Consider the following 22,983-nt stretch of genomic DNA (forward strand, 5'->3'; position numbering starts at 1 on the left):
GTTTTTAAAATGTAAAAAGCGCAAAAAACCCAACAAAACAATCTAATTATTCGATTATTTCCGAGAGGCGATCTTCCTCGCATTCGGCTCCAGGGAGTCGCGCTCGCGGTCAAATGCCAGGTAATACTTGTTCACGCTATTCACATAGTTCACCGCGTTCATCCCCACCTGCTCCATGGCGATGCGCTCGACCTGGAAGAACCACTGATTGGGGTTCAAGCCACGGCGGCGGGCCTCGGCGCGCATGCCCTGGACCCGTTCCGGGCCCATGTTGTAGGCCGCCAGGACAAAGGCCATGCGCTCGCGTTCGTTGAGCTTGGGGCTGGCAAAGAACTTGCGCCGGATCATCGCCAGGTACTTGGCCCCGGCCTGCACATTGTTATCGACATTCTGGATATTGCCGACGCCGACCCGCTGCGCCGCCGAGGGGGTGATCTGTAGCAGTCCGGTCGCGCCGCTGGCACCCCGGGCGCCGGGATCCAGGGCCGATTCCTTGAAGGCCAGCGCCGCCAGGTTCAGCCAGTCGATGCCCTGGGCCTGGGCATGCCGTTGCAAGACCGGACGGAGCTTTTCCAGCTTCGCCCGATCACTGCGACTCAACGGATAATGCACCTGGTACAGGCGTCGATAGATCCGCAGAAACGCCGTGTCCTGGTCCGACGGGGTCTTGTAGGTCTTGAGAAAGCGGTCGATGCTCGCCCGCAGCATTGAAGCATTGTCGCGTACGAACCAGTGCATCTGCCCCGGCTCGCTGACCAGCACCTGCTTGTCGAAACGCAGCTTGGGCATGATCCGTGCCCAACGTTCGGCAATCGGCTGCTCGACGACGGTCAGGTGAAAGATCCCGCCCTGGACCATCTCCAGCACATCCTCCACCGCCAGGCTCGGATCGACCCATTCGACCTTGACCGGCGGCAGCTTGCGCAAGGCCAGTTTCTGGTTGATCTGGTTGACCGCCTCGCCCGCGGCGCTGCCGGGGGTCAGGGCCAGGGTCCGGCCGGACAGTTGTTCAAAGCGGGTAAAGCGCTTCTCGCCTTTGAGCCCCACCAGCAGCAACGGCACCGTACTGCCGAGCGGATCGCTGGCGATCACAGCATGACCCGGCTGGGCTTCGAGCAACTCCCCTGGAGCCACCAGGTCCCCCTCCCCGCGCTGCAAAGCACCGAGCAATTGGTCCTTGGCCTTGGGAATGATCTTGAGGGTGATCTCCTGGTTGTCGCGGGCCTGGCTGTTGAGGAACTGCTCAAAGGCGCGCAGGCGATGGTATTCGAGGCCAATGACCTCGCCCTGGACCTCGCCGCTGCTGTTGCGGCTCTGGTTGACCAATACCCGCAGGACCCGGCTGCTGCGAATCTCCGCGAGGTCACGGACCTTGCCCGGCTGGGCGATTTCCAACGGCCCGGCCAACCGCGCAAGCGCCGGCAACGGCAGCAGCAGGGACAGGCACAGCAGGAGCAACAGCGAGGGTCGCTTCTTCATCCGTTCTCCGGAAAGAATACTGCCCAGCCTCAGACGAAGGTGGCCTGAAGTCGAACAACTGAAATCGAGCGTCTTTTGAACGCGAAAAGTGCGAAAGACTGGGTACGGCACCGAGGTCATGCCAACCGATGTTTTCTTCCGGCTTTAAGAGACAGTCATAACTCGTTGTAGTTCTTGATTTTTATTATAAATCTACAGCTCTGGTATGCTTTTCGGCCTGTGGCCTGAGGTAGCACCATGCAACTCATCGATATCGGCGTCAACCTGACCAACCCCAGTTTTGCCGGCAAACAGCAGGAAATACTCGACCGTGCCTATGCCGCCGGAGTCTGCCAACTGATTGTGACAGGCACCAGTCTGGAGGGCAGCGAACAGGCGCTGGAGCTGTGCCGGGAGCTGGATCAGAGCGGTCAGCGGCTGTTCGCCAGCGCTGGCATCCACCCCCATTCCGCCAGTGACTGGAGGGCCGACAGCGCCGCTCGTCTGAAAGCCCTGCTGATGGAACCGAACGTCTGCGCGGTCGGCGAATGCGGGCTGGATTTCAACCGCGATTTCTCCCCGCGCCCGCAACAGGAAAAAGTCCTCGAGGAACACCTGGCCCTGGCCGTGGAGTTGCAGCGTCCGGTGTTCCTCCATGAGCGCGATGCCAACGTCCGTTTGCTGGAGATCCTGCGGGACTACCGCGACCACCTGCCCGCCGCCGTGGTGCACTGTTTCACCGGCGAGCAGAAGGCGCTGTTCAGCTATCTCGACCTGGACCTGCATATCGGCATCACCGGCTGGATCTGCGATGAGCGTCGTGGCACCCACCTGCACCCACTGGTGCGGGAGATTCCCCGGGGCCGCCTGATGCTCGAAAGCGACGCGCCCTACCTGCTGCCACGCAGCCTGCGGCCCAAGCCGAAGAACGGCCGCAATGAACCGGCGTACCTGGGCGAAGTGCTGCGTGAAGTGGCCCTGCACCGCGACGAAAGCCAGGAAGACCTGGCCGCCCACACCAGCGCCTGCGCCCGCGCGTTCTTCAATTTGCCGGGCCTCGACTGAAGCGGCATTGACCCATATCAACAATTGCCTCCCTGAGTAGCGGCACAATAATGGCACCTTGCCAAAACTGTTTCCGCCCTATCAGGGAAGACCCACCATGCGTGCCTGGCTTAGCAATATCTCGCTGAAATACAAGTTCTGGGCCGTGAACGCGGTCGCGTTTGTCACCACCCTGTTTCTGGTGCTGTACGCCGTGCAGTTGGAACAACAGGCCCGCACCGACGCCTCCCGCGCCGCGGTCCAGGCCCAGGCTCACCTGCTCGCGGCCTGGCCCGAAGGCAAGGCCTGGCCCGAGGCCGACAACCTGCTGCCGTTCAAGGCCGGTGAAACGCCGACCCTCAAGGGGCAGATGTTGCCGCGTCTCAAGGACGTCAACGGCTGGGTCGCTTACGACTATATGCCACTGTTCGGCGACAACCCGCTGCTCGGCGCACAAGTGCTCGGCCGTGGCGAACAGCAGGTCGCCGTACTCGCCTATGCGCCAAGCCTGGCCCAGGTGTTCAGCGAACGTTTCGCCAACTATGCGGTGGCCGTGTTCATCCTGATGCTGGCGATGCTCGGCGCCTCGCAGTTGCTGATCCGCTTCCTGCTCAGCCAGCTCAATACCCTCAAGGACGTGATGCTCCACGTGGAGAAGACCGGCGACCTCTCGGCCCGTGTGCCATTGGCCGGCAAGGACGAAGTCGGACAAATGGCCAGCGCCTTCAATGCCATGCAAGCCGGCTATCAGCGGGTGGTCGGCACGGTGGCGCGCACGGCGGCGCAACTGGATGTCGGCGCCGCGCGCCTGGCCTCGAGCATGAACGACGTGCGCCACGGCATGCTCGGCCAGCAGAGCGAAACCGACCAGGCCGCCACGGCCATCAACGAAATGTCGGCCACGGTCTATCACATCGCCCAGCACGCCGGCGCCACCCGTGACCTGTCGAAAACCGCCGACGACCTGGCCGGCAGCGGGCACGCCGTGGTCAACCGGGTCCAGCAATCGATCACCGGGCTGTCCAGCGGCGTGCAGCAGACCGCGACGATGATCCAGCAACTGGCCGAGGACAGCCAGAAGATCAATGGCGTGGTCAGCGTCATTCACAGCATCGCCGAGCAGACCAACCTGCTGGCACTGAACGCCGCCATCGAAGCGGCCCGGGCCGGGGAAATGGGTCGGGGTTTCGCGGTGGTTGCCGATGAGGTGCGCAACCTGGCCAAGCGCGTACAGAGTTCCACCGACGAGATCACCACCATGGTGTCCGCCTTGCAGGCCGGCACCCGCGACGCCGTGGACTTTATGCAGGAAAGCTCGTTCAAGGCCGACGACTGCGTGCAACAGGCCCAGGAAGCCGGGGAAGCGCTGGCGCAGATCACCAGCGCTGTGGCCCAGATGCGCGAAAGCAACACCCAGATCGCCGTGGCCGCCGAACAGCAGAGCCAGGTCGCGGAGGAAATGAACCGGGCGGTGGTGAGCATCCGCGACGTGACCGAGAACACCGTGCAACAGACCGTGGACTCGGCCACCACCAGCCATGACCTGGCGAAGCTGGCGGGAGAGCTGAGCAAGGCGATTGGCCAGCTCAAACTATAGGATCGATAGGAAGAGTTGATTCGCCCGGACAGTTGGCCGGGCTTACTCTCTGTTCACCGACTACACGAACAGAGGACACGATCATGGGCCAACGTCACCCCAACTTCCCCGCCTGGCAATGGCGGGTTGCACCCCAAGCTTCGAACGATGGCACCCGCGAAGGCATGCAACTGCTGGCGCTGACCCTGTTCGCACTGTCCTTCCTGCTGGTGAGTTCCGGCGTGTTCGCGCAGAACCCGACCAACTTCGCCGTTGGCGTGCTGGGCCTGGTGGCCGCATTCAGCCTGCGCAGCAAAGGCCAGAGCCTGGCGCTGGAAGCCTGAGCCAGCACCGTTCCCCTGAAGGCCGGCTTGCCGGCCTCAGGCAAACACGGTAACGGTCTGCCGGCTCAATGCGATCAGCCGTCCATCGGCGTTCCACAATGCCGCCGCCACATGGCCATAGCCGTCGCGGGCATGCTCGATCACCGCGCGGTATTTGCACCAGTCCAGGGTATCGAGTTCCAGCAACGGCTGGACGAACTCCACCGTCCAGGTCAGGGTGCTGCCGGCCGCAGGTTTGCCCAGGTGTGACAACACCGCCGGCGGCCAGGCATCCACCAGGGCCAGCAAGTGCGCCTCGGTCAGCGGCTCTTGCCGGACATCCCCACGCAGTTGCACCCAGCCGCCCATCTCGCGGGATTTGTTGCCGGTAAAAGGCATGCCACCCACGCCCCAGCGCATCGACAGATTACGCATGAACTCCGGCATCACTCCCGGGATATAGGGCGCCTCCGGGCATTCGTCCCAATGCTTGAACGCGGGTGCCGGCTCAGCCGCCACCTCCACCACCGATTCCCGCGACGCGCCAAAGCTACCCTGAACCAACGTCACCACCTGGCCATTTTGCATGGCCCGGCCCAGCACCTGGCTGACCGCCTTGCCCTCGCGCAGCACCTCGACTTCAAAATCGATGGGCACCCCAGGCTCGGCCGGCCCGACAAAAGTGATCGCCAGCGAACGTACCGGCCGCTCGGCCGGTACCCGGGCGCGCATCGCCTCGTATTGCAGCGCCACCATCAGGCCGCCAAACGTGGCCCGTCCCTGCGCCCACTCGGCAGGAATGGAAAGCCCCTTGGGCTCGCGGCGAACCGCATCGAGCAAATCTGAAAAGCGCATGCTGACCTCAGCTGGAAAAAGTCCTACAGAATAGTAACCAGCTCATCCGCACCACACAGCACTCATACCGGCCAAAGCAGCGGTCAAACAGGCCGCCGGCACTCAACTGAAACAGGTCTCGCTCAACCGATCCAGCACCCGGTCGGCCTTGTTCTCGGCCAGGGCCATGGTCCTGCGCCAACCCGTCACACAGGATTGCAGGTCCGGCTCCTGTTCCGCCCGCAGCAACCATTGCCAGCAATCATGCCAATCACCCAGCGCTTCCTGGGCCGACTTCAGGGATTTCAAGGCTGGCGCCGGCAAGCGGTTCACATGCGGATAGGCTTCGGCGGCGTAACGCACGCGCTTGATCAACAGCCGCAACCGATGGCGGTCATGCAGCGGGTCATGCAAGGCTTCATCCAGCGCCTCCCACTGTTTGGCCAAGCGCTTTTCGATGCGTTTGTGCAGGCCCTTCAACAGGCCCTGGTGTTGCGAAGCCCGGAGAAAACGCGGAAAGGCATCGAGCACACTGAACAGCTGTTTCAGTTCGGGACTACGCGCCACGGCCCAGTAATCATCGGACAACTGTTCCGTACGCCGCGCCGCCGCCACATGATGCCCCTGCCGATGCAGGTAGGCGGCCAGCACTTCACGATCGCGAATCGGCGTGGTCAGGCTGCCGACCTGCTGCGCCGCCTGCTCGACCTGTTCGACACCCGGCAAGCCACGCAACGGCCGCAACAAACTGCGCAGACGCCGTACCGTAGTGCGTAAATCATGCAGGCCCTCCTCGTCGGTCAGCGCATCCACCCGCGCATGACAGGCCAACAAGCGCACTTCCAGGCTCAGGACCTGAACCACCAATTCATCCACCAGGGCAGACATTCGACACTTACTCCCAAATCGAACTTCCAAGACTACGACGCAATGACCGCAACCGCTGTTGCAATGCATCCATCGACGGGGTCTGTTCAGCATAGCGCTGGGCCACGAAGCTCTGGACAAATGCATTGATATTTTCCGCCTGGCGTGGCAACTCCCGGGCCGCCCGCTCGCCAAACGCCTGTGGGCCCTCGCCCGGTTCGCGCACCAGCCCACGCCGACGCAGGAGCTTTTCAAAGGCGGCGAATACCCGTAGCGACGGATCGGAGGTGTTGCGCCAGGGGCGCAGCAGCAACAGCGAGAGCAGCCCCAGGATCAGCACCAGACCGACCGGCAGGACCCAGGCGGTGAGATCGCCGAACCAGCGCCCCAGCAGTTGCAATTGCTGGTCGCCCTGATAACCCAGGACCCAGCGCTGCCAACCGTAATTGAGATTATCCCAGCCCAGGCGCAGATTATTGAGCCAGGTCAGATGCGGGTAACGCAGCGGTGAGAATGACGAGGCGCCGAGCATATCCTCGTCGGCCGCCAGGGCCTGCTCCAAGCCCTGATCGATACGCTGCGGAGCCACCGCATAGGTCGGATCGACGCTGCGCCAGCCCTGTCCGTCCTGCCAGTATTCGACCCAGGCGTGGGCATCGAACTGACGCACCGTGAGAAAATTGCCCCCCGGATTCAGCTCACCGCCCTGATAGCCGGCCACCATTCGCGCCGGAATTCCCGCCGCCCGCAACACGTAGACCATGGCCCCGGCGTAATGCGCACAGAAACCCTGGCGGCTGTCGAAGAGGAAAGCGTCGATACTGTCGGCGCCCAGGGTCGGCGGCTTGAGGGTGTAGTAATAGGGCTCGTCGTGAAAATGCTTGAGCAGCGCCGCCACCAGCGCCTGGGGTTGTGGATAAGTTTGCCGCAACTGTGTTGCCCACTGCCGGCTGCGCGGATCGCCCTGGGCCGGCAACTGCAAGGCCTGGCGCCGGGCCCGGTCACTGAGTTGCGGATCGCGCATCACCCGCGGCCAGGACTCGGCCCGATAGAGCAAGACCTGCTGCACCGGCCGCTGGCGTTGCACCCGATAGTCCGCCAGTTGGCGCACATCGACCTGATCGGTGCGGGCCACATCCAGTGCCGGCAACCAGGGTTTGCCGCTGGCCTGGAGAATGATGCTGTAGCGCCAGGACTCGCCAGCGGCCTGCCATTTCGGCGCCTGGCTGTAGTTCACCGATGGCGCCTGGCTCCAACGCCGGCCATCGAATTGCTCCAGGGTCAGCGCCCGCCAATACAGGTCGCGACGCGCCGGCATGGGGCCTTCGAAGCTGGCGCGAAAGGCCAGTTCCGCGGAACGCCCAAGCTCGGCCACATCCCCCGGCGACATGCTTTCGGACAACCCGCTCTGTGCCTTGTCGATGGCCAACGGCAATGACCAGAGCGGCGCGATACGGGGGAAAAACAGGAACAGCAGGAGCATCAACGGCAAGGCTTGCAGCAACAGGGTCATGGACAACCACAAGGTCTTCAGCGGCCGGGTCGTCGCACCTTGCTGCAAACCGACCAGGGCCGCCAGCAGCGCCCCCACCGGCAGCAGGCTGTAGAACGCCCAGGGCAAGCTGTCCTCGAACAGATAGGCCACCGCGACACAGAACAGCCCGAGGAAAATCAGCACCAGGGCATCGCGGCGAGTGCGGGTTTCCACCAGCTTGAGGATAAACATCGCCACCAGCAGCACCGCCCCGGCGTCCAGTCCGATCAGGCTGCTGCGCGAGAGCCAGATACCGCCGATGGTGACCAGCAACAGAAGCAGTTCCATCAGGCGTCCGGGAAAACGCGCGCGCATGCGGTAGACCTGAATCCGCCAGACCGTGCAGCCGAGCCACAACCCGACCATCCACGGCGGCACATGGAACCAGAACGGCAGCATCACCAGGGTCTGGGCCACCAGCAACCAGACCAGGCTGGCGCGGGAAATCAGTGGCGCGGCGCTCATGGGCTTTTCCCGAACAGCGCGAGGGCCCGCAGGCAGGCCTCGCAGTGGGCCGCACCGGTATCGCTGTCCAGCATCTGGTCAGGCAGATGCAGGGAGAACATGGTCTCGCGACGGGACAACTCCAGCACCCAATAACACAGGCGTGACAGGCGCTGCTCGACATCCCCGCCCAGGGCCAGGAAGTCCAGGCACAGCTCACGACCGTCGAGCCGGGCGAATTCCTTGATCAGCAGGCCCTGGCCACGGGAGTAGGCTTTCCAGTGCAGGCGCCGCCAGGAGTCGCCGGGCTGATAGACCTTCAGGCCCTGGTAGTCATCGACACCCTGGCCGTGGGCGCGCATCCCCTCTTCGCGGTCATCGGCGAGCACGCTGGCCAGGGTCGGCAGCTCGCCTTCCAGGGGCTGTGGATAAACCAGCACCTTCTGGCCCAGGTCGAGCCGGCTCCAGGTCCGCAGGATCCCCAGCGGAAAACTGCTTTCGACACCGATGCGCGGCGCATGCAGCCAGCCGCGCACCAGGGTCGGCCGGTTCAACTCCAGTTCGCAGAAACCCGCGGGCGGCACATCGACGCTGTGCACAGCCTGCGCCGACCAGCCCAGGCCAATGGACTGATGGGCTTTGCCGGCACTCTCCAGGCGCACGAGAAAACGCGCCTGCTCGCCGACAAACACCGCAGGCCCGGTCCCGGCACTGAGCACCAGCCCCTGCAGATTGCGCCAGGTATGCAGGATCGCCACCACGAACACCGACAGCAGCAGGAAGCACAGGGCGTAGGCCAGGCTGCTCTGGTAGTTGATGGCGACCATCAGGATCAGCGCCAGCAGCGCGGCAAATACCCCGCCGGCGCGATTGGGCATGATGAAGATCTGCCGCTGGGTCAGTTGAATCCGCGCCGAGGGCGGCAGGCGCCGCGCCAGCCAGGCCTGCCAGTACTCGCGCAGGCGCCGGATCAAAGCGCCGGCACCTCGCGCAGCAGCCACTGCACCAGGGCGCCACCGCCCTGCCCGGTGGGATCGGCACGCTCGCGCAGGCGATGGCTGACCACCGAGGGCAGGACCGCCTGGACGTCTTCCGGCACCACATAGTCGCGCCCGGCCAACAGCGCCCAGGCCCGGGCGGCGGCGAGGATCGCCAGGCTCGCGCGTGGTGACAGGCCCCAGGCGAATTGCGGCTGGTCGCGGGTCGCGCCAACAAGACGCAGCACATAGTCCACCAACGGATCGCTGGTGCGCACCTGCTTGACCTGCTGTTGCAGCGCCGACAATTCGGCATGGTTGAGGAGCGGTTGCAGTTTTGGTAGCAGGTCGCGGCGCGACACGCCTTGCAGCAGGGCCTTTTCCGCGGCCCGGGCCGGATAGCCGAGGGACACCCGCATCAGGAAACGATCGAGTTGCGACTCCGGCAAGGCGAAGGTGCCGCCCTGGCTGCTGGGGTTTTGCGTGGCGATCACGAAGAACGGCGACGGCAAGGGCCGGGTGGCGCCTTCGATGGTCACCTGGCCTTCTTCCATGGCTTCGAGCAAGGCGCTCTGGCTCTTGGGTGTGGCCCGGTTGATTTCGTCGGCCAGCACCAGCTCGGCGAAGATCGGTCCCGGGTGGAACACGAACAGCCCGCTGTCCTTGTCGAACACCGAGGTGCCGAGGATATCGCTGGGCAACAGGTCGGAGGTGAACTGGATACGCTGGAAACTCAGGCCAAGGACCTTGGCCAGGGTGTGGCTGAGGGTGGTCTTGCCCATGCCGGGCAGGTCTTCGATCAGCAGATGACCGTTGGCCAGCAGGCAGGTCAGGGCCAGGCGAACCTGCGCATCCTTGCCCAACACCACCTGGTTCACGGCCTGCAGACAGGCTTCCAGTTTACTGCGCATAGGCAGACATCCGAACTTGGGAGAAGCCGAAGATACTACCGTGTTTCTACTGCAATGCAGGTTTGTGAAATAACGCTATTTTCCATAACAACACCGAACCTGCTTTCTGCAACAACACCCAACCTGTAGGAGCCTGGCTTGCCAGCGAAGCTTTTGGCCGCCTCACGGGCCTCTTCGCGGGCAAGCCCTGCTCCTACGGGGATTGTGTTCGGCCTTGACTGACGGGCATTGGGCATGCCATGCGTCTATAAGGGACCGCGCTAATGGGCTCAACGTCCGGCGCGGGACTCACGGATGTAGAAACGCGCTTTCTCGGCCTTGTTGGTACAGCCCTCATAGGCTTCGAACTGCTGCTGGGTCTTGGCCCCGGTCAGCAGCGACAGCGCCTTGGAGTAGCTCACGGTCCCGGCAAAACCTTCGGCCTTGGCCAGGTCCAGCTCGTGCCAGGCGGCATCCAGTTCGGTACCACAGCTGTCCCGGTAGGCAGTTTTGCCAGCACAACCGGCCAACGCCAACGCAATCAATGGCACACAGATCCAGGCTTTCATCGATGACACCTCAGGAGAAAATAAACACTTGTGCAGGTTATGACGGCACGCCAGGCAAAAAGTGCCTTGGTCTTTCACTCAAGCTTAGCCAATCAAGATGACGATGGGTGCAGTCGAGACAATTCAACGGCAAAGAACAGCCGATGCCACGATTGTACCCGCCTCGCCGGAGGTGCATTGTTAACAACCGCTTGTTCAAGGACTGACTCATGAAAAAACGTGTTGCGCTGGTGCTGGGCTCGGGTGGGGCCCGGGGTTATGCCCATATCGGGGTGATCGAGGAAATCGAAAGACGCGGCTATGACATCGCCTGTATCGCCGGTTGCTCCATGGGCGCGGTGGTCGGCGGCATCTATGCGGCCGGCAAACTCGACGACTACCGCCGCTGGATCGAGAGCCTGGACTATCTGGATGTGCTGCGCCTGGTGGACGTGAGTTTTCGCCTGGGCGCCATTCGCGGCGAAAAGGTCTTCGGGCAGATCCGCAAGATCGTCGGCGAGGTCAATATCGAGGACCTGCGTATTCCCTACACCGCTGTCGCCACCGACCTGACCAACCAGCAGGAAATCTGGTTCCAGGAAGGTTGCCTGCACCAGGCGATGCGCGCCTCGGCGGCGATTCCCAGCCTGTTCACCCCGGTGATGCAAGGCAACCGCATGCTGGTGGACGGCGGCATTCTCAATCCCTTGCCGATCGTTCCGGTGGTCTCCAGCCACTGCGACCTGATCATCGCCGTCAACCTCAACGCCACCAACCAGAAGCAGTACCAGCTACCGGTGATCCAACGACCGCCGGCGTTCAAGAGCCGCTTCAACAACCTGCTCAGTTCCATGGGCTCGCGCCTGCCGTTCCGCCGTAAACAGGCCGAGGAGCTATTGCGCCTGGAACAACAGACCCTCGCCAGCGAGGCTGCCCAGGTCGGCAATCCCTGGCTCGATGGCCAGGAACCCCAGGCCCGGCAACCGGCTGCCGCACCGCAAAACGACGGCGCGCCGAAGTCCGCCACCGGCTCGTTCATCATCGACAACGTCGGCCCGGCCTCGCTGCTGGACCTGATCAACCAGAGTTTCGAGGTGATGCAGACCTCGCTGGCGCAGTACAAGATCGCCGGCTACCCGCCGGATATCCTGATCAACGTGCCCAAGCGGGTGTGCCGCTTCTTCGAGTTCTACAAGGCCCCGGAGCTGATCGCCCTGGGACGCTTGATTGCCAGCGATACGCTGGACCGCTATGAGGAAGAAGGGCGCCAGGGCTAGTTATCGAGCAACCGGTAACCGACCCCCGCCTCGGTCACGATAAACCGTGGCGCGGTCGGGTCATCCACCAGCTTCTGGCGCAGATGCCCGACCACGATCCGCAGGTAGTGACTGTCTTCGGTATGGGTCGGGCCCCAGATATCCTTGAGCAACTGCTGCTGGGTGATCACCCGCCCGGGGTGCCGCGCCAGTTGCGCCAGCACCGCGTACTCCTTGCGGGTCAGCGCCACTTCCGCGCCATCGAGCAACACCCGCCGGTAGGCCAGGTCGATGGTCAGCGGCCCAAAGGTCAACGCCGCCTCCTGGGCCTCGCCACTGGGCGCCTGGCGCAACAGGGCGCGAATCCGCGCGAGAAACTCCTGAATACCGAACGGCTTGGTCACGTAGTCGTTAGCCCCGCCATCCAGCGCCTCGACCTTCTGCCCCTCGCCGGCCCGCACCGAGAGCACCAGCACCGGCGCCGTGGACCATTCGCGAAACTCACGCAGCACCTGCTGGCCGTCCATGTCCGGCAAGCCGAGGTCGAGCACCAGCAGGTCCGGCTTGTTCAGGGCGGCATGGGCCAGGCCCTCGGCGCCGGTACCGGCCTCCAGCACCTTGTAGCCCTGGGACACCAGGCTGATGCGCAGGAACTTGCGGATCTGCGGTTCGTCGTCGATGACCAGGATGGTCGCGGTCTGGGTCATGGTCTTAACATCATGGCAATCGGTGACCAAAGCATATCAGGCTTCACTTTCAATGCCCGGTTGCTCCTGCAAAGGGAGGAACAGGGTGATACAGGTGCCATGGCCGTCAATGCCATCATCCACGGCAATATGTCCGCCGTGTGCGCCGACCATCCCCTGGCAGATCGCCAGGCCCAGGCCCGTGCCCTGCCCGCCGCGATCGCCACGGGCGGCGGTGTAGAACATGTCGAAAATCTTGTGCCGCTCATCTTGCGGAATCCCCGGTCCTTCGTCACTGACGGAAAAAAACAGCTCCTTGTCGGTGGTGCCGGCACGCAGTTGCAGGCGCCCCTGGGGCGGTGAAAAGCGCGCGGCGTTTTCCATCACGTTGATCAGCGCCTGTTCGATCAGCGCCGCGTGCACATAGAGTAGCGGCAAATCCGCCGGCAACTCGGTACTGACCTGCAACGGCGCCAACACCGCCCGCAGCCGGTTCAGCGCGCTGCCGATGATATCCGCCGGCGCGACCCAGTCGCGGGCCAGCTTCAGCGCCCCGTGGCCGAGCCGGGTCATGTCCAGCAGGTTCTGGATATAACGGTCCAGGCGCTCGGCTTCGTCGCGGGTGCCTTCCAGCAGTTCCCGGCGATCTTCCAGGGGAATCGCCTCGCCCAGCGCCAACAGGCTGTCGATGCTGCCGCGCATGGACGTCAGCGGGGTACGCAAGTCATGGGACACCGAGGCGAGCAAGGCACTGCGCAGTTGTTCGGTTTCGCCGTGCAGGCGAGCGGCCTCGAGGTCATCGGCCAACTGCGCCCGGGCCAGGGCCTGGGCCAGCGGCTGGCTGAGGGCGGTCAACAAACGGCGACGCTGCCCGCTCAGGGTCTGCCCCTCTTTGGGAGAGACCCCCAACAGGGCCAGTGGCCCCTCTTCCGCCGACAACGGCCACCACCACCAACGCCCGAACGGCAAGGTGCCGGTGCCCATGCCCGCTGGCTGGTCGTGCTGCCAGGCCCAGTCGGCGGCGGCCCGCTCGGACTCGGAGAAGGTCTGTGGGCCACCGGTCTCGACTTTCCAGCCGCCCTGGCCGTCGCGATTGAGCAGACAGATTTGCAGCTCTTCCCAACCACTGAGGTGCTGTGAAGCGGCACTGATGACCGCCTGGCGATCAGTGGCCGCGGTCAGCTTGCGCGACAGGTCGAGCAGTTCGCTGGTTTCTTCCTGGGTATCGCGCAGGGCCTCCAGTTGCCGCCGCTGACGCGCCGCGAGGTTACCGGTGAGCGCTGCCATCAAGAGGAAAAACAGCAGCGTCAGCACATCCTCCTCACGCTGGATGGCGAAGGAGAATTTCGGCGGGATAAACAGGAAGTCGTAACTCAGGAACGACAGCACCGCACAGGCCAGCGACGGCCCCAGGCTGCTGCGCACTGCCACCAGCAATACGGCGGCGAGGAACACCAGGGAAATATTCGGCAATGGCAGCACACTGGCCACGCCCCAGGCCAGGGCGGTGGCCAGGATCGTCGCCACCAGAGCCATCGCGTAGTCGAACCAGACCACCGCTTGCGGATCGCGGGTACGCGCCACCTGTTGCTCTTCGTCACGGTCCAGCACGTTGATTTCCAGGCCGTGGGCACTGCGCAACAGACGCGCCGCCAGGCCTCCGCCAAACAGTCGGCGATGCCAACGTTGCCGTGACTGCCCCACCAGCACCAGGCTGGCGCGGCGTTCGGCGGCATGTTGAATCAGGGTCTTGGCCACTTCCCCGGCGCGCAGCAGCACCACTTCGCCGCCGAGACGCTCGGCCAGTTGCTGGGCACTTTGCAGACGCAGGCGCGACTGCTCGTCGCGCACGCTGCCATTGTCCACATGCACCAGGCTCCAGGGCAGATGCCGGCGCTGGGCGACCCGACTGGCATGGCGCACCAGGCGCTCGGCCTGGGCATCGCCATCCACTCCCACCAGCAGGCGTCCGCGCAGGGCCGGCGCCGCCTGGCCGAGGGTCCGGTAACCGAGGGCCAGGTCGTTGTCGACCTGGGCCGCGGCCGTCTGCATGGCCAGTTCGCGCAAGGCGGTGAGGTTGGTCTGGGTAAAAAATGCATCGATGGCGGCGCGGGCCTGCTCCGGCACATAGACCTTGCCGTCGCGCAGGCGCTCCAGCAGTTCCCGGGGCGGCAGGTCGATCAGCAGCAGTTCGTCGGCCTCCTGCAGAACCCAGTCCGGCAAGGTTTCACGGACCTGCACACCGGTAATACCGCGCACCTGGTCATTGAGGCTTTCCAGGTGCTGGACGTTGACCGTGGTGAACACATCGATACCGGCGGCCAGCAACTCCTGGACATCCTGCCAGCGTTTGACGTGACGGCTGTTGGGGGCGTTGCTGTGGGCCAATTCATCGACCAGCACCAGCTTGGGCTTGGCCTTGAGCAGGCCGTCGAGGTCCATTTCTTCAAGCAGGACCCCGCGATATTCGGAGCGCACCAGCGGCTGCTGCGGCAAACCGCTGAGCAGCGCCTCGGTTTCCGCGCGGCCGTGGGTTTCCACCACCCCGGCGAGGAGCTTCACACCCTGGCGCAGTTGAGTGTGGGCGGCCTGCAACATGGCGTAGGTCTTGCCGACACCGGGCGAAGCGCCGAGGAAGACCTTGAGCCGGCCACGACCGTCGCGGGGCAGTTCTGCTAGGAGCGCGTCGGCGCGACCGGAATCACTCATGTCATCGGTTCTCACTTATAAAGCTGACACCACCGCTCCTTGTAAGCCGGCTTGCTGGCGATAGCGGTTATCCAGGCAACAACGATGTCGGCTACCAGATCGCATCGCCAGCAAGCCGGCTCCTACAAGGTTCGCGGTGTTGGCGGCATTGGCCGCGTTACTTCGAAACTTCGGCCAGGGCCGCATTCAAGGCAAGCACATTGACCACCGGTGGGCCAATCAGCGGTTGCTCGATATGCATTTCAACCAGGCGCTCGACATCGGCCGTCGGCAGGTTGCGCGCCTGAGCTACCCGCGCCAGTTGATAGCGAATCGCTTCAGGTGGCAAGTGCGGATCGAGGCCGCTGGCCGAGGTGGTCAGCATCGACAGAGGCACCGGGCCCTGGCCGGGCACCGCCTGCTTGGTCGCATCGTCGAAGATCCGCGTGGCCAGGGCCGGGTTGCTCGGGCTCAGGTTGCTCGACGAGCTCGACACGGTGGCAAAGGCCCCCGCCGAAGGCCGCGGATGGAACCAGGTGTCACCGGTGAAATCCTGGGCAATCAGGCTCGAACCACGGACCTTGCCGTCGGCATCACGCACCAGGCTGCCATTGGCCTGCGCCGGGAAGACCACCTGGGCCACGCCGGTGACCACCAGGGGATAGGCGACACCGGTAATCAGGGTCATCAGGACCAACAGGCTCAAGGCCGGACGTACTACGCTGGACATGTTCAATTCCTCAAATTCAGGGGTACACAACCTGTAGGAGCCGGCTTGCCGGCCCCCACAGAAAAACGCGTCACACCAGGTGCAGCGCCGTCAGCAGCATGTCGATGGCCTTGATCCCCACGAACGGCACCACGATCCCGCCCAGCCCGTAGATCAGCAGGTTGCGCCGCAACAGATGGGCGGCACTCGCCGCCTGCACCCGCACGCCACGCAGGGCCAGCGGGATCAGCACGACGATGATCAGGGCGTTGAACACGATCGCCGAGAGGATCGCGCTCTGCGGGCTGGTCAGGTGCATGACGTTGAGCACGCCCAGCTGTGGATAAATCGAGGCGAACAGCGCCGGCAGGATGGCGAAGTACTTGGCCACGTCGTTGGCAATCGAGAAGGTGGTCAGCGCCCCTCGGGTGACCAGCAATTCCTTGCCGATCTGCACCACGTCCAGCAGCTTGGTCGGGTCGCTGTCGAGGTCGACCATGTTCGCCGCTTCGCGCGCGGCCTGGGTGCCATCGTTCATCGCCATGCCGACGTCGGCCTGCGCCAGTGCCGGGGCGTCGTTGGCACCGTCACCGCACATCGCCACCAGACGACCGTCGTTCTGTTCCAGGCGAATCCGCGCCAGCTTCTTCTCCGGGGTGGCTTCGGCCAGCACATCGTCAACCCCCGCCTCGGCCGCAATCGCGGCGGCGGTCAGGGGGTTGTCGCCGGTCACCATCACGGTGCGGATACCCAGCTTGCGCAATTCGGCGAAGCGATCACGAATGCCTGGTTTGACCACATCCTTCAGGTGAATGGCCCCCAGCAGACGACCATCGGCGCAGACCAGCAACGGCGTACCACCGCTCTGGGCGATCCGGTCGACTTCCCGGGACAAAACCGGCGACAGGTCGCTGCGTTTCTGGCCGACAAAGGCCAGCAGTGAATCCACCGCGCCCTTGCGATAGACCCGGCCCTGGTAGTCGACACCCGACAGCCGCGTTTCGGCGCTGAACGGTACGGCGGTCAGTTCGGCCGCGGTCGGTTCTTGCTGCGGATGCAGTTCACGCAGGTACTCGACAATCGACTTGCCTTCGGCGGTGTCGTCCGCCAGCGAAGCCAGCAAGGCGCCTTCAGCCAGCTCCTTGGCGCTGACGCCAGGGGTGGCGTAGACCGCCGTGCAGCGACGGTTGCCGAAGGTGATGGTGCCGGTCTTGTCCAGCAACAGCACATGCACGTCACCCGCCGCTTCCACCGCGCGACCGGATTTGGCGATCACATTCAAGCGCACCAGGCGATCCATCCCGGCGATACCGATGGCCGAGAGCAGGCCGCCGATAGTGGTCGGAATCAGGGTCACCAGCAATGCCACCAGGAACACCAGCGGCAGGCTGCCACCGGAGAAGTGGGCGAACGGCTGCAGGGTCACCACCACCAGCAGGAAGATCAGGGTCAAGCCGATCAGCAGGATATCCAGCGCCACTTCGTTGGGGGTCTTCTGGCGCTTGGCACCTTCCACCAACGCGATCATGCGGTCCAGGGTCGACTCACCGGGGTTGGCGGTGATGCGCACGATCAGCCAGTCGGACACCAGCCGGGTATTGCCGGTGACCGCCGAGCGATCGCCGCCGGACTCACGGATCACCGGTGCGGATTCACCGGTAATCGCCGCTTCGTTGACCGCGGCGATCCCTTCGATCACCTCGCCGTCGCCAGGGATCATTTCCCCGGCGGCCACCCGTACCACGTCACCTTTGCGCAGGTTGGCGGCGGGAACCGATTCGAAGCTGCCATTGGCCTTGCGGCGATGGGCCACCAGGCCTTCGCTGCCGGCCTTCAGGCTGTCGGCGCGGGCCTTGCCGCGCCCTTCGGCCAGGGCCTCGGCAAAGTTGGCGAACAACACGGTGAACCACAGCCAGAGGGCGATCTGGGCGGAGATAAAGATCGAAACAGTGCTGTCCGGCACAAAGCACAGGACAGTGGTCAGGATCGCCGTCAGTTCGACCACGAACATCACCGGTGCACGTTGCAACTGGCGCGGGTCGAGCTTGACGAAAGCCTGGACCAGGGCCGGACGCCACAGGGCGGACATCGCGGTCTTGGCTGGCTCGGCCGGTCTGGCTTGCGCCGTTTTTGCTGCGGGAAGAGGCATATTCATCATTATTTCCTCAGAAACCCATGCTCAGATGTTCGGCAATCGGGCCCAGCGCCAGCGTTGGCAGGAAGGTCAAGCCACCCACCAGCAGGATGGTCACCGTCAGCAACGTGACAAACAGCAGGCCATGGGTCGGAAAACTGTTCTGGCCAATCGGTGCGGTCTTCTTCATCGCCAGGCTGCCGGCCAGGGCCAGTACCGGGAAGATGTAACCGAAGCGACCGAGCAGCATGCTCAGGCTCATCATCAGGTTGTGGAACGCGGTGTTGGCACTGAAACCACCGAACGCCGAACCGTTATTCGCGGTGGCCGAGGTGTAGGCATACAGCAGTTGACTGAAGCCATGGGGCCCCGGGTTGCTGACGGCCGCGGCCGGTCCAGGCAGGCTGGCAGCCAGCGCGCCGAGCACCAGGGTGCCCACTGGCATCACCAGCAAGGTCACCACCAGCAGTTGCACTTCCTTGGCCTGGAGTTTCTTGCCCAGGTATTCCGGAGTACGACCGATCATCAGGCCCGCGAGGAACACCGCGATCAGCACGTTCAGCAGCATGCCGTAGAGGCCCGCGCCGACGCCGCCGAAGATCACCTCGCCGACCATCATGTTGACCAGCGCCACCATCCCGCTCAGGGGGTTGAGGCTGTCATGCATGGCGTTGACCGAACCGTTCGAGGCGGCGGTGGTGGTCACCGCCCACACCACGCTGGCGGTAGTACCGAAGCGGGTTTCCTTGCCTTCCAACGGAGCGGTCTGCTCCACCAGCGGATTGTGCAACGCCGGGTTCGGCTGATATTCGGCATACAGCGACACCGCGCCGCCGATCAGCAGCAGGGCGAGCATGCAACCCATGATGGCTCGGCTCTGGCGCAGGTCCTTGACGTAATGCCCGAAGGTGAACACCAGCGCCGCCGGAATCAGGATGATCGACACCAGTTCGATCAGGTCGCTCAGGGCGGTCGGGTTTTCGAACGGATGGGCCGAGTTGACGCCGAAGAAACCGCCGCCGTTGGTACCCAATTGCTTGATCGCGATCTGGCTGGCCGCCGGGCCCAGGGGAATGACCTGGTCGGCGCCCTGCAGGGTCACGGCATTGACGTAGTGGGCGAAGGTCTGCGGAACACCCTGCCAGACCAGGAACAGCGCCATGATCAGGCACATCGGCAGCAAGCCATAGAGAATGGCACGGGTCATGTCGACCCAGAAGTTGCCCAGGGTCGCCGTTGAACGTCGGCTGATGCCGCGGCACAGAGCGACCAGTACGGCCAGGCCGGTGGCGGCACTGGCAAAGTTCTGCACCGTGAGGCCGGCCATCTGGCTCAGGTAGCTCAGGGACGCTTCACCGCTGTAGTTCTGCCAGTTGGTGTTGGTCATGAAACTGATGGCGGTGTTGAACGACAGGGTCCACTCCAGACCCGGCAGATTCTGCGGGTTGAGCGGCAGGTACTGCTGGAACAGCAGGATCGCGAACAACACCAGGAAGCCCGCGAGGTTGAAGGCGAGCAAGGCCAGGGCATATTTCTGCCAGCTCTGCTCGCTGCTGGCATCGACCCCGGACAGGCGATAACAGGCCCGTTCCAGCGGCCCGAACACCGGCGTCAGCCAGGTCCGCTTACCTTCCATCACGTTGTAGTAGAACCGCCCTAATGCCGGTGCCGGCGCAAGCACCAGCACGAGAAACGCCAGGATCAGCAAATAGTCATAACTGTGCATACCTGCCGCTCCTAGTTCCGGTCCGCGCGCAACAGCGCAACCAGTAGATAAATGAACAGCGCCACAGCCAGCAGCAGTGACACCCCGTCCAGAATGCTCATGGAATTTCCCCTTGGTACGGCAACGGCCGTGTGTGGGGCTTATTGTCGTGAGGGAGGCCGTAAAGGAACGAGGGCGAGGCCGGGGGCGATGCGTAAAGAAGGCGTAAAGAGTGACTTTACGTAGGAGTTACACCCTAGAATCCGTAGGAGTTCCAGGGAGATGACCGATTTGACGCGGGCCGCTTGTATCAGTCTCGATACAAAACCGACAAGCGGCCAACATCCGCCCCCTGTAGCTTCGTGCATAGCTACACTTGAAAGGGATTCCGGCCTTCGGACCGGGTACCTATCCTGCAACAATTCGCGGCCCCTCTTTCGTGGTTGGCCGCTTACCGGTAGATAATCGCCCGCATGCAGAACACTCCCGCTCCTCTGGCTGATGTCAACAAACCGCTCTCACCGAGCGATGACAAGCGCTGGAATGTCCGCGCGCTGATCGTCGATGACGATATTCCCATCCGCGAACTGCTGATCGACTACCTGGCACGCTTCAGCATCCAGGCCACCGGTGTCACCGACGGCGCCGGCATGCGCCAGGCCTTGCAGCTTGAAACCTTCGACGTGGTGGTCCTCGACCTGATGCTTCCGGGTGAAGACGGCCTGTCGCTGTGCCGCTGGCTGCGCACCGAATCGGACATCCCGATCCTGATGCTCACCGCCCGTTGCGAACCCACCGACCGGATCATCGGCCTGGAACTGGGCGCCGACGATTACATGGCCAAGCCCTTCGAGCCCCGTGAGCTGGTGGCCCGGATCCAGACCATCCTGCGCCGGGTACGTGACGACCGCACCGAACAGCGGGCCAATATCCGCTTCGACAACTGGCGTTTGAACAGTGTGCTGCGCCAGCTGATCGCCGACGACGGACTGGTGGTGCCGCTATCCAACGCCGAGTTCCGCCTGCTCTGGGTGTTTATCGAACGCCCGCGCCGGGTCCTCAGCCGCGAGCAGTTGCTCGATGCCGCCCGGGGTCGCTCCATCGAGGCCTTCGACCGCAGCATCGACCTGCTGGTCTCGCGTCTGCGGCAGAAACTCGGCGACGACCCGAAATCGCCGCAATTGATCAAGACCGTGCGCGGTGAAGGCTACCTGTTCGACGCAAAAGAGATCGGCTGATGCGCGCACGCCTCGACACGCTGTTCGGTCGCCTGTTCGGCGTGTCGCTGGTGGCGATCATCCTCGCCCATTTGCTGGGTTTTCTCTGGTTCCATCATTACGGTGGCGGGCCACCACCACCGCCACCTCCCGGCATGATGGAAAATTTCGACCCCGACCATCCGCCGCCCCACCGCCGCCCGCCCCGACCCTGGTTTGGCGGACCGCTGGTGCCGCTGACGCTGCAGATCATTTCCCTGGTGATTGTCGCCTGGTATGGCGCCAAGCTGCTATCGCGGCCGATCCAGCGCCTGAGCGACGCCGCCGAACGCCTCAGCGAAGACCTCAACAGCCCGCCGCTGGATGAGACCGGCCCGCGTGAGGCACGGCTGGCGGCCAACACCTTCAACCTGATGCAGCAGCGCATCCGCGAACAGGTGCAGCAACGCGGACGCATGCTTGGCGCGGTCTCCCACGACCTGCGCACGCCGTTGTCACGCCTCAAGCTGCGGCTCGAACAGGTCGACAACATGAAACTCCAGGGCCAGATGCGCCAGGACCTGGACGACATGATCGGCATGCTCGATGCCACCCTCAGTTACCTGCATGAGCAGCGCACCAGCGAAGCCATGCAATGGATGGACGTCCAGGCACTGGTCGAATCCCTCTGCGAAAACGCCCAGGACCAGGGCTCGCAGGTCCAGGCCAGCGGCCACTGCGCGCCGTTGCTGGTGCAGCCCATGGCATTGCGTTCGTGCCTGAACAACCTGCTGGACAATGCCCTGCGTTATGCCGGCGACGCCCTGATCACCCTGGAAGACAGCCGTCGGCAATTGCTGATCCGGGTGATCGACCATGGTCCGGGGATTGCCGCGGAAAAACGCGAGGCCGTGTTCGAACCCTTCTATCGCCTGGAAGGTTCGCGCAACCGCAATTCCGGCGGCGTCGGCCTGGGCATGACCATCGCCAGGGAAGCGGCCCAGCGCCTGGGCGGCGAGCTGACCCTGGAAGAAACCCCGGGCGGCGGCCTGACCGCCGTGGTCCGTCTGCCCCGGGCCTGAGCCCTCTGTGTAACAACAGGTACAAAGCCCACACACCCTCGACACCTGAGCCTTGGAGTCTGCACAAGCCGATGCACTGTCATTGGCTTTGCCAACACTTAGGGAGTGTGCACTTATGAGCACGATCAGTAGCGTCAGCAACTACTCGAGCTATACCGGTTACAACACCAGCAGCACGACAGCGACACAACGCCAGCAACAGTTCCAGAAGCAACTGCTGGCCAAGCTCGACACCAATGGTGACGGCTCCATCAGCAAGGACGAACTGAACGCCGCCCTGTCGCAGAACAGCGGCAGCAAAGTGCTCAATGACCTGAGTCAGAATTTCAGCGCGCTGGACACCGACGGCAGCGGCACCATCAGTGCCACCGAACTGTCGGCGATGAAACCCCACGCCCACGGCGGTCATGGCGGCGGCAAGCCCGATACCCAACTGGCCGATGAGCTGCTCCAGTCCCTGGACACCAATGGTGACGGTTCCATCAGCAGCAGCGAACTGGCCGCCGGGCTGACCAACGCTGGCAGCACCGCCGACAGCTCCTCGCTGTTCAGCGCCCTGGACACCGACAACAGCGGCAGCATCAGCAGCAGCGAACTGGCTTCGGCCCTGTCCGGAATCCAGCCGCCACCACCACCGCCACAAGCCGTGTCCGCCACTGACCTGTTCAGTGAACTGGACACCAATGGCGACGGCAGCATCAGCCAGGCCGAGTTGACCAGCGCCTTGCAGGGCACCTCGACCAGCAGCTCGAGCACTGACGCGACCAGCACCACCAGCACCAGCAGCACCAGCTTCAACGCCACCACGTTCCTGCTCCAGGCCCTGGCCAATGCGAGCGGCAGCAGCAACAGTGGTAGCGGCTCGGGTACCGGTTCGGGCACCAATAGCCAGACCGCCCAGGACAACATCAAAGAGGCGTTGAGCCGCTTGATGGTCAACCTCAAGAGCCAGACCGTGGCGCAGAGCGGTAACGTCACTGCCGCTGCGGCCTGATCCATCGGCTGTAAGAACACACCTGACCTTGTAGGAGC

The 22,983-nt window shown here is 63.8% G+C and carries 20 protein-coding genes; 7 read left to right on the plus strand and 13 right to left on the minus strand.

Annotation, left to right across the window (positions count from 1 at the left end; all coding sequences use genetic code 11):
* Positions 1 to 54: 54 nt before the first annotated feature.
* Positions 55 to 1,479 (minus strand): transglycosylase SLT domain-containing protein, encoded by a 1,425-nt coding sequence (locus M5C56_RS19005; RefSeq protein ID WP_103498631.1) that lies wholly within the window; start codon positions 1,477 to 1,479, stop codon positions 55 to 57.
* 237 nt (positions 1,480 to 1,716) lie between these two features.
* Between M5C56_RS19005 and M5C56_RS19010 the strand changes: the two genes are divergently transcribed.
* From M5C56_RS19010 to M5C56_RS19020, 3 genes are all read left to right on the plus strand, one after another.
* Positions 1,717 to 2,523: a TatD family hydrolase gene (locus M5C56_RS19010; protein WP_103498630.1), complete on the plus strand. Its 807-nt coding sequence runs from the start codon at positions 1,717 to 1,719 to the stop codon at positions 2,521 to 2,523.
* 97 nt (positions 2,524 to 2,620) lie between these two features.
* Positions 2,621 to 4,099, plus strand: a complete 1,479-nt coding sequence (locus M5C56_RS19015; protein ID WP_103498629.1) for a methyl-accepting chemotaxis protein — start codon at positions 2,621 to 2,623, stop codon at positions 4,097 to 4,099.
* Positions 4,100 to 4,182: 83 nt separating this feature from the next.
* Positions 4,183 to 4,422: a terminase gene (locus M5C56_RS19020; protein WP_103498628.1), complete on the plus strand. Its 240-nt coding sequence runs from the start codon at positions 4,183 to 4,185 to the stop codon at positions 4,420 to 4,422.
* A gap of 36 nt (positions 4,423 to 4,458) precedes the next feature.
* Here M5C56_RS19020 and M5C56_RS19025 read toward each other — a convergent pair whose 3' ends face one another.
* From M5C56_RS19025 to M5C56_RS19050, 6 genes are all read right to left on the minus strand, one after another.
* On the minus strand, positions 4,459 to 5,256 hold the full coding sequence (locus M5C56_RS19025) for a thioesterase family protein (protein WP_103498627.1): 798 nt from the start codon (positions 5,254 to 5,256) through the stop codon (positions 4,459 to 4,461).
* A gap of 102 nt (positions 5,257 to 5,358) precedes the next feature.
* Positions 5,359 to 6,123 (minus strand): CHAD domain-containing protein, encoded by a 765-nt coding sequence (locus tag M5C56_RS19030; protein WP_103498626.1) that lies wholly within the window; start codon positions 6,121 to 6,123, stop codon positions 5,359 to 5,361.
* Positions 6,124 to 6,130: 7 nt separating this feature from the next.
* Positions 6,131 to 8,101 (minus strand): DUF3488 and transglutaminase-like domain-containing protein, encoded by a 1,971-nt coding sequence (locus M5C56_RS19035; protein ID WP_103498625.1) that lies wholly within the window; start codon positions 8,099 to 8,101, stop codon positions 6,131 to 6,133.
* Positions 8,098 to 9,054 (minus strand): DUF58 domain-containing protein, encoded by a 957-nt coding sequence (locus M5C56_RS19040; RefSeq protein WP_103498624.1) that lies wholly within the window; start codon positions 9,052 to 9,054, stop codon positions 8,098 to 8,100. Before M5C56_RS19040 ends, M5C56_RS19035 begins: the two co-directional genes overlap by 4 nt.
* Positions 9,051 to 9,968, minus strand: coding sequence for a MoxR family ATPase (locus M5C56_RS19045; protein ID WP_103498623.1), 918 nt, complete (start codon positions 9,966 to 9,968; stop codon positions 9,051 to 9,053). Before M5C56_RS19045 ends, M5C56_RS19040 begins: the two co-directional genes overlap by 4 nt.
* A gap of 269 nt (positions 9,969 to 10,237) precedes the next feature.
* On the minus strand, positions 10,238 to 10,516 hold the full coding sequence (locus tag M5C56_RS19050; protein WP_100940841.1) for a hypothetical protein: 279 nt from the start codon (positions 10,514 to 10,516) through the stop codon (positions 10,238 to 10,240).
* A 209-nt stretch (positions 10,517 to 10,725) separates the two neighbouring features.
* Here M5C56_RS19050 and M5C56_RS19055 point away from each other — a divergent pair, with 209 nt between their 5' ends.
* On the plus strand, positions 10,726 to 11,772 hold the full coding sequence (locus M5C56_RS19055; protein WP_103498621.1) for a patatin-like phospholipase family protein: 1,047 nt from the start codon (positions 10,726 to 10,728) through the stop codon (positions 11,770 to 11,772).
* Here M5C56_RS19055 and M5C56_RS19060 read toward each other — a convergent pair.
* From M5C56_RS19060 to kdpF, 6 genes are all read right to left on the minus strand, one after another.
* Positions 11,769 to 12,458 carry a response regulator gene (locus M5C56_RS19060; protein ID WP_103498620.1) on the minus strand — a complete coding sequence of 230 codons (690 nt, stop codon included), beginning with the start codon at positions 12,456 to 12,458 and terminating at the stop codon, positions 11,769 to 11,771. The genes M5C56_RS19055 and M5C56_RS19060 overlap by 4 nt on opposite strands.
* Positions 12,459 to 12,494: 36 nt before the next feature.
* A complete protein-coding gene (locus tag M5C56_RS19065; RefSeq protein ID WP_103498619.1) occupies positions 12,495 to 15,146 on the minus strand; it encodes a sensor histidine kinase KdpD in 2,652 nt (883 codons plus the stop codon).
* A gap of 157 nt (positions 15,147 to 15,303) precedes the next feature.
* Positions 15,304 to 15,855, minus strand: coding sequence for a potassium-transporting ATPase subunit KdpC (gene kdpC, locus M5C56_RS19070; protein WP_103498618.1), 552 nt, complete (start codon positions 15,853 to 15,855; stop codon positions 15,304 to 15,306).
* A 70-nt stretch (positions 15,856 to 15,925) separates the two neighbouring features.
* Entirely contained in the window at positions 15,926 to 17,989 is a 2,064-nt protein-coding gene (gene kdpB, locus M5C56_RS19075; protein WP_103498617.1) for a potassium-transporting ATPase subunit KdpB, read from the minus strand.
* A gap of 10 nt (positions 17,990 to 17,999) precedes the next feature.
* Positions 18,000 to 19,694: a potassium-transporting ATPase subunit KdpA gene (kdpA, locus tag M5C56_RS19080; protein ID WP_152737171.1), complete on the minus strand. Its 1,695-nt coding sequence runs from the start codon at positions 19,692 to 19,694 to the stop codon at positions 18,000 to 18,002.
* An 11-nt stretch (positions 19,695 to 19,705) separates the two neighbouring features.
* Positions 19,706 to 19,795, minus strand: a complete 90-nt coding sequence (gene kdpF, locus M5C56_RS19085; protein ID WP_017128001.1) for a K(+)-transporting ATPase subunit F — start codon at positions 19,793 to 19,795, stop codon at positions 19,706 to 19,708.
* Positions 19,796 to 20,146: 351 nt separating this feature from the next.
* Here kdpF and M5C56_RS19090 point away from each other — a divergent pair, with 351 nt between their 5' ends.
* The 3 genes from M5C56_RS19090 to M5C56_RS19100 all read left to right on the plus strand — a co-directional run bounded on the left by M5C56_RS19090 (position 20,147) and on the right by M5C56_RS19100 (position 22,945).
* Positions 20,147 to 20,911, plus strand: coding sequence for a response regulator (locus tag M5C56_RS19090; protein ID WP_103498615.1), 765 nt, complete (start codon positions 20,147 to 20,149; stop codon positions 20,909 to 20,911).
* Positions 20,911 to 21,951: an ATP-binding protein gene (locus M5C56_RS19095; RefSeq protein ID WP_103498614.1), complete on the plus strand. Its 1,041-nt coding sequence runs from the start codon at positions 20,911 to 20,913 to the stop codon at positions 21,949 to 21,951. The genes M5C56_RS19090 and M5C56_RS19095 overlap by 1 nt, the downstream gene beginning before the upstream one ends.
* 115 nt (positions 21,952 to 22,066) lie before the next feature.
* Positions 22,067 to 22,945: an EF-hand domain-containing protein gene (locus tag M5C56_RS19100; protein ID WP_103498613.1), complete on the plus strand. Its 879-nt coding sequence runs from the start codon at positions 22,067 to 22,069 to the stop codon at positions 22,943 to 22,945.
* Positions 22,946 to 22,983: the final 38 nt, after the last annotated feature.

Origin of the sequence: Pseudomonas sp. MWU13-2862 (genome assembly GCF_023242495.1) — a bacterium.
In the GTDB taxonomy this organism is placed as follows: Bacteria; Pseudomonadota; Gammaproteobacteria; order Pseudomonadales; family Pseudomonadaceae; genus Aquipseudomonas; species Aquipseudomonas gingeri_D.

What these genes read in the sequence shown, in the direction of transcription:
- M5C56_RS19050 (WP_100940841.1), bottom strand. Translation starts at nt 10,516, where the DNA reads ATGAAAGCCTGGATCTGTGTGCCATTGATTGCGTTGGCGTTGGCCGGT.
- M5C56_RS19065 (WP_103498619.1), bottom strand. Translation starts at nt 15,146, where the DNA reads ATGAGTGATTCCGGTCGCGCCGACGCGCTCCTAGCAGAACTGCCCCGC.
- M5C56_RS19090 (WP_103498615.1), top strand. Translation starts at nt 20,147, where the DNA reads ATGCAGAACACTCCCGCTCCTCTGGCTGATGTCAACAAACCGCTCTCA.
- M5C56_RS19095 (WP_103498614.1), top strand. Translation starts at nt 20,911, where the DNA reads ATGCGCGCACGCCTCGACACGCTGTTCGGTCGCCTGTTCGGCGTGTCG.
- M5C56_RS19020 (WP_103498628.1), top strand. Translation starts at nt 4,183, where the DNA reads ATGGGCCAACGTCACCCCAACTTCCCCGCCTGGCAATGGCGGGTTGCA.
- M5C56_RS19100 (WP_103498613.1), top strand. Translation starts at nt 22,067, where the DNA reads ATGAGCACGATCAGTAGCGTCAGCAACTACTCGAGCTATACCGGTTAC.
- kdpA (WP_152737171.1), bottom strand. Translation starts at nt 19,694, where the DNA reads ATGCACAGTTATGACTATTTGCTGATCCTGGCGTTTCTCGTGCTGGTG.
- M5C56_RS19055 (WP_103498621.1), top strand. Translation starts at nt 10,726, where the DNA reads ATGAAAAAACGTGTTGCGCTGGTGCTGGGCTCGGGTGGGGCCCGGGGT.
- M5C56_RS19015 (WP_103498629.1), top strand. Translation starts at nt 2,621, where the DNA reads ATGCGTGCCTGGCTTAGCAATATCTCGCTGAAATACAAGTTCTGGGCC.
- M5C56_RS19045 (WP_103498623.1), bottom strand. Translation starts at nt 9,968, where the DNA reads ATGCGCAGTAAACTGGAAGCCTGTCTGCAGGCCGTGAACCAGGTGGTG.
- M5C56_RS19035 (WP_103498625.1), bottom strand. Translation starts at nt 8,101, where the DNA reads ATGAGCGCCGCGCCACTGATTTCCCGCGCCAGCCTGGTCTGGTTGCTG.
- kdpB (WP_103498617.1), bottom strand. Translation starts at nt 17,989, where the DNA reads ATGAATATGCCTCTTCCCGCAGCAAAAACGGCGCAAGCCAGACCGGCC.
- M5C56_RS19010 (WP_103498630.1), top strand. Translation starts at nt 1,717, where the DNA reads ATGCAACTCATCGATATCGGCGTCAACCTGACCAACCCCAGTTTTGCC.
- kdpF (WP_017128001.1), bottom strand. Translation starts at nt 19,795, where the DNA reads ATGAGCATTCTGGACGGGGTGTCACTGCTGCTGGCTGTGGCGCTGTTC.
- M5C56_RS19030 (WP_103498626.1), bottom strand. Translation starts at nt 6,123, where the DNA reads ATGTCTGCCCTGGTGGATGAATTGGTGGTTCAGGTCCTGAGCCTGGAA.
- M5C56_RS19005 (WP_103498631.1), bottom strand. Translation starts at nt 1,479, where the DNA reads ATGAAGAAGCGACCCTCGCTGTTGCTCCTGCTGTGCCTGTCCCTGCTG.
- M5C56_RS19025 (WP_103498627.1), bottom strand. Translation starts at nt 5,256, where the DNA reads ATGCGCTTTTCAGATTTGCTCGATGCGGTTCGCCGCGAGCCCAAGGGG.
- M5C56_RS19060 (WP_103498620.1), bottom strand. Translation starts at nt 12,458, where the DNA reads ATGACCCAGACCGCGACCATCCTGGTCATCGACGACGAACCGCAGATC.
- kdpC (WP_103498618.1), bottom strand. Translation starts at nt 15,855, where the DNA reads ATGTCCAGCGTAGTACGTCCGGCCTTGAGCCTGTTGGTCCTGATGACC.